Annotated in this window: 4 protein-coding genes; all 4 read left to right on the plus strand. The window is 38.9% G+C overall.

Annotation, left to right across the window (positions count from 1 at the left end; genetic code table 11):
* Nucleotides 1-739, plus strand: a 739-nt coding sequence (locus ACQWU4_RS19485; RefSeq protein WP_429937415.1) for a T9SS type A sorting domain-containing protein, incomplete at its 5' end; no start/stop codon positions are given.
* Between the two features lie 6 nt (nt 740-745).
* Nucleotides 746-3,508, plus strand: a complete 2,763-nt coding sequence (locus ACQWU4_RS19490; RefSeq protein ID WP_429937416.1) for a hypothetical protein — start codon at nt 746-748, stop codon at nt 3,506-3,508.
* Nucleotides 3,509-3,511: 3 nt separating this feature from the next.
* The gene (locus tag ACQWU4_RS19495) at nt 3,512-3,892 is read left to right on the plus strand and encodes a four helix bundle protein (protein WP_429937417.1); all 381 of its coding nucleotides are present in this window, start codon (nt 3,512-3,514) and stop codon (nt 3,890-3,892) included.
* Nucleotides 3,889-6,624: DUF6443 domain-containing protein (locus tag ACQWU4_RS19500; RefSeq protein WP_429937418.1), on the plus strand; the 2,736-nt coding region annotated here is incomplete at its 3' end. The genes ACQWU4_RS19495 and ACQWU4_RS19500, both read left to right, overlap by 4 nt.

Here is a 6,624-nt window from a genome sequence, read left to right on the forward strand (position 1 = left end):
TCATATACGAACACTTTCTTTAACCTCCTCCGGTTATTTGATTGGTGGAGAATCCAGATCCGAGAGATCAGGCAATAAAGCTGCAGGTATAGAAGAAGGAACTGATTTGTGGCTGCTCTCTTTAAATGAAAGGGGTGAAGAGCTTTGGCAGAAATCCTACAATTTTGGAAACAGGGATATTCTGATGGGAACAAGTGTGCTTCATTCAGCGGATGATAAATCTTCGAAGGGAATTCTTTTAGGTGGTTATACCCAGGCGGAAGGCAAAATACAGAGTGATGATGAAACCTTCTGGATGCTGTATCTGGATCAGGATGGAAATGAGCAGTGGAGAAAACATGTAAAAGGAGAATCCAGGAAAAGAGAAGAAAGATTGTCTGATATAAAATTGAACAGAGACGGCTCTATCATTTTAGCAGGAACCAGTGCAGAGGAGCTTGGAAAAGAGAACTGGAAGATTGTTAAGCTTGGTGACAGTCAGATCAATAAACTGATTGAGAAGCAGGACATCAAGATTTATCCGAATCCTGTATCAGATTATGCTTATGTGGAAATAGGGTTTGAATTCAAAGAGGCAGATATTATGCTTTATGATATGGGAGGAAGACAGCTTCAGAGTCTGAAGACTAAGAATAAGGTAACCAAGATCAATACCCAGAATTTAATTCAGGGGGCTTATCTGGTTACGATAAAAACAGATACCAATAAAACAGCGAATGCTAAATTAATAAAGAAATAAACAGAGATGAAAAAAATTATTTTAAGTGCTTTTTTATTAACTGCCTTTTGGGGAAATACCCTTATTTCAGCACAGGATAAAATAGGACTTCAAAAATACGATTATGTGACCAATGGTGATGCCAATGTATTCCAGGGAATTCCTAATATTTCCCTTCCTTTAATGGGATTGGATGTTCCCACCACAGGAATTGGGATCAATCTGTCTGTAAGTTATACCACTGAAAGCCTTGCCAGATACAGCCTGATAAGTGATGTAGGCCAGGGCTGGAATCTTTCCGGTGTTGGAAGTATTGTAAGGAACAAAACCCGTATAGCGGAGGATTACCGTAAGGCAAATAATGGTAAGGTAGATTCTGATGTTTTTAATTATAACTATCCTGGGGGAAGTGGTAAGTTCTTTATTACTGATAACAATGCAACCCATGAGCTGACAGCTGTTCACGTTTCTCCATCAAACGATAAAATAACCATTACCAAAGACACTCCGGAAGGTAAAATAAAATCCTTTACCATTACTGATACAAAAGGAAATACTTATCTTTTTGATAAATTGAATATCAATAAAATAACAATTGAAGATTTGATGACTCCAGTCACAAAACTGATCAACAGTGGCTTTTTCCTTTCCAAAATTTTCAATGTTAAAAATGAAGAAGTTGCTAATATTGAGTATGAAACTACTACAGAGCAGTTCAGCCAGTCTCTGGGCTCATTGCAACAGCAAAAAATCAAGAAAATTACTGTTCACGGTATTGGAAGCATAGAATACCTTTACAGGCACACAGGGCCTGCTCCATTATTGAGTGCAGATAAAAATGAAGACTGGTATATTATAGACAAACTGGTTCTCAAGGATACCCGAAATGCAATCATTAACCAGTATACTTTTGAAAGGCCCGGAAACCAGATGACAGGATTGGTTAATCTGGATAAGAGTGGCAGCCAGATTCAGAAATTCTCTTTTGAATATAATTCTGCAGGGAGTATGGGAGGAACAGATCCTTTTGGATATGCCAATGGGTATCAGGTTTGCGATTTTGACAGCGGTGTTCTGCGTTCCCCTGAAGCAAGAAATCCGGTTGCTTGTAGCTATGGTGCTTTAAAAAGCATTACCCTTCCTACAGGAGGAAGAACAGAATATGAGTTTGAATCCCAGGCACTGCCATACAACAATTCCATCCCTTCCAATTACTATGATCATTATCCTTTTGAAAAAATTAAGACCATAACATACCGTACTGAGCCTGGTGAATATCCTGCACCGTTTACCGTGCCGGCAGGCTATAAGGTAGCTATAGTAAAAGTTGATGCTTTTGCATATGGCGGACAGTCCGGACAAGGCTTTCCTGATTATTCCATCTATATTAATGGTGTAGAGCCTCAGCCTTATACTTATGGTCCCAATAATGATCTTTACTGCCCGAATGGCATGTATGCATTTGAAAGTGAAGGAACCCTCAATTTTACGTTTCAGGGGAAAAGTGAAGGTACAATAGATCTTTATGCCTTTAAAAAAATGCGTATTGACGAAAATGACTATGGGCACGGTCTCCGTATCAAAAATATCAAAAACTTTAATCCCGGAGCTTCATCACCATTAAGCTATACAAAGTATGAATATAGCTTATTTGATAATCCCCTGCGTTCCAGCGGAACCATATTGGATCAAAGTATAGAACTAAGTTTCACTGAAGAAACAAGAAGTGAAGTTAAACCTATCGGATATACTAATATCAAAGTAACCGATATGATTAACGGCAGCTATTCAAAATACTATTTTAATAATCCCGATAGTATTACACCGGGAATCACTCCTTCTTATCTGGGGCAGGACGAAGAAATGAATGCCTATCTCCGTGATATGGGACTTCTTCAAAGAAAAGAAACCTACAGCGAAGGCCAGCTGCTTCAGAAAACAGAAATGAATTATCAGTTTAAAGAAGTTCCGTTAGCTAATATTATAGAAGGTTCGTCTACTTCTGTGAAAAAGATTGTTATTTCAAAACAAGGCTCTACCACAGAAAATTATGTTTCAGGAACAGCAAAAAAACTGGTTTCCAGTTCTGAAAGTACTTTTGAGGATACCTACAGTAATATGACCTATTCCAAGGAAACTTTATCTGATGGGACTATGGTGGAAAAAACACTTCTTTACCCTGCAGATAAAGGTATACAGAAGCTTCTGGGCGCTAATATGATCGATATTCCTCTGGAGACCTCTACAAAAAGAAACGGAAAACTGGTAGGAAAAGCAGAAACCAAATTTGATGATCCTTCCCATGTATATCCTACTTCTGTAATCGGTTACAATATGCAGACTCAAAGTCCTTTTACTGCTTCTACACTGGATCTGTATGACAGTAAAGGAAACCTTGTTCAGACAACAGGGAAAAATGGAATTCCTGCCACAACAATATGGGGATATTATCAGACAAAGCCTATTGCTGTGATTAACGGGGCAACCTATTCCCAGCTTGCATCCCTTGCTACAGTTGCTGCTGCTGTAAATGCATCCAATGCAGACCGCGATAATCCGGCAAACGAACCTGCGCTTTTGCAGGCACTCGAAAACTTAAGGAAAGACCCCGCTTTAAAGGAATACAGTGTAACGGCATCTACTTACGATCCAATGATAGGAGTCACCAATTCTATCTCTGCCAACGGAATCAGGACAGTAAATATCTATGATAATGCCAACAAGTTGGTGAAAGTAACCAATGCAGAAGGAAAAACTCTACAGGAAACTCAGTACAACTACAAACACTGATAAATGATGAATGAAGAATTAAGAATGGAAAGTAAAAATGTACTGAAAGATAAAAGTTTCACTTTCAGTATTTGTATAGTAGAACTGTATAAAAGGTTGAGTGAAGATAAAGAGTTCGTTATGTCCAAGCAACTCCTTCGAAGTGGAACAGCTGTAGGAGCGTTGATAAGAGAAGCCGAATTTGCTCAAAGCAGACCTGACTTTATCAGTAAGCTGTCGATTGCACTAAAAGAAGCCAGTGAAAGCTATTACTGGCTTGAACTTCTGCACCAGACCAATTATATTGGTGCTGATAGATTTAGAATATATTCAGAACAAAATCATGAACTTATCAGTATGCTGGTAGCAAGCATTAAAACTTCAAAACTAAAACTAAACAAATGATGATTAAAAATGAAAAAATAAAAATGAAAAATGAAGAATTAGAAATGAAAAATGAAAAATTTAAAAAATATTTTTCCCTCTTCACTCTTCTTTTTTCATTGGCTATATCTGCGCAAACTAACCTCAGCACTTCAGAAAATTATATTTACACAAAAAGCTGTCTGGATGCAGACTGTATCAAAAAATCCGAAACTGTCCAGTATTTTGACGGATTGGGAAGGCCGGTTCAGACGATAGCTATTAAAGCTACTCCCCTTGGAAGAGATGTTGTAACACCCTCAGAGTATGATTCCAAAGGAAGAGAAGCAAAAAGCTACCTTCCGGTTCCGCAGAGTAGTACACAGAACGGGGCTATTTATGCCAATCCGTTGGGTAATGCTTCATCAGCAGGATACGGAAACGAAAAGATTTATGCCGAGAAGATCTATGATAATATCTACACAGGAAGGGTAAACCAAATGATTCCTGCCGGAACTGCCTGGTCCCAGAAACCTGTAAATATGGGCTATGATACCAATGCAGCCGGTGAAGTGAAGAAATTTACCGTCAGTACGGGATGGGTGGAAGACAGAACGGATTCCGGGATTACTTTATCAGGGACTTATTCCGTTAACCAGCTTAATAAAAGCTCAGTTACCGATCCGGACGGAAATACCACCACGGAATTCCAGAATGGCGAAGGGCAAACCGTCCTTGTAAGGAAAAATGATGGAACTCAGAATGCAGATACCTATTATCTCTATAATGAGTATGGCCAGTTGGCTTATGTGATTCCTCCATTGGCGGTATCTGATACTGCTCCCGATCAGGCACTATTGGATAAGCTGTGTTATCAGTACCGTTATGACGGGTTAGGCAGACTTGTAGAGAAAAAAGTACCGGGAAAAGGATGGGAATATATGGTATATGATAAGGCAGACCGACTCATAGCAACACAGGATGCCGTCTTGAGACCAGCAGGAAAATGGCTGTTTACCAAATATGATAAGTTTGGAAGAGTCATTTATACTGGGATCATACAGGCTGCGAACAGGCCTGAACTTCAGACGATTACCAATAATTATGTGATCACAGAGGAACGAAATCAGCAGGGGTTTTTTAGAAATGGCATACAGATCTATTATACAGATGGATTGTACGCTAACGCAGAAACGATCTTAAGTGTCAATTATTACGACACTTACCCTTCATATAGCTTTAATCCTGCTTTTCCTTCCACTATATTGGGGCAGCCGGTTATTACCGATACACAGAATGCATCAGTGAATACCTATGCTATACCTACACTTAGCCTTGTGAAAAATATTGAAGATGATAACTGGACCAAAAGCTATGCTTACTATGATACTAAAGGAAGGGCAATAGGAACTTATGCCATTAATCATCTTGGCGGATATACACGGACAGAATCGGAGCTGGATTTTGCAGGAGTGGCAAAACAAACCAAAGTGTATCACAAAAGGCTCAGTACAGATATTGAAAGAATAATTTCCCAAAGCTTTGATTACGACAGCCAGAACCGTGTGGTGAAACACCGCCATCAGGTAGACAGCGGTCCGGTAGAGCTTTTGGCAGAAAATACCTATAATGAGCTTTCGCAGGTTTCCAATAAGAAAGTAGGCGGTGGTTTGGAGAGTATAGATTATCAGTATGACATCCGTGGCGCGCTTACCAGAATTAATGATCCTGCTGCATTAGGAACAAAGCTTTTCGGGTATGAGCTGAAATATTTTAATCCCCAGAATACCACTCAGGGTTCTACAGGAAAATATAACGGAAATATAACGGAAGTAACGTGGAAAACAGCTTCAGACCAGGTTTTAAGACAGTATAATTACCAATATGATAGCCTTAACAGGTTGAAAAAAGGGATTTATTCCGAGCCGGGAGCTTCTGTTCCTCAAAACGGTTTCTTTAATGAAACATTAGCTTATGATGTGAACGGAAATATCACTTCACTGCAGAGAAACGGGAAAAGTGCTTCAGGAACAGCGCAGCTTATTGACGATCTTACCTATAACTATACAGGGAATAAGCTCAATACTGTTACCGATACCTCAGGAAATTACAGCGGTTATCCTGATACTTCGGGAACTGCCATTGCGTATGATGATAACGGTAATATGACAATTCATAAGGATAAAGGTGTTTTACTGATTGATTACAATTATCTGAATCTTCCTGATTATATAAGGTTTGATAAAGGATTATCAACACGGACGGGAATGATTAATGAGAATACATCTTATCTCTATCGTGCAGATGGAACTAAACTTAAGAAAATTTACAACTATACTCCTCTTATTGTTGATCCCTTAGGTACTACCACCACGTTATCAACTAAAGTTACAGAATATTTAGATGGATTTCAGTATGAAAACAAAGCCGGCAAAAGTGGAGGAGGAGCACTTATTTTAAAATTTGTACCGACAGCTGGGGGCTATTATAATTTTGAAAATAATAAGTATATTTACAGCTATACAGACCATTTGGGAAATATACGTTTAAGCTACTCCAAAAGCTTAAGTGGCAGCGCAGAAGTTCTTGAAGAAAATAATTATTACCCGTTTGGGTTAAAGCATGAGGGTTATAATGTTTTAGCAGGCAATCCTGCTTATAACTACGAATATAATGGGAAAGAACTGCAACAGGAAACAGGCTGGAGTGATTACGGAGCAAGAATGTATATGAGTGATATTGGCAGATGGGGTGTGATAGACCCATTGGCAGAA

Origin of the sequence: Chryseobacterium sp. MIQD13 (genome assembly GCF_050496705.1) — a bacterium.
GTDB lineage: Bacteria > Bacteroidota > Bacteroidia > Flavobacteriales > Weeksellaceae > Chryseobacterium.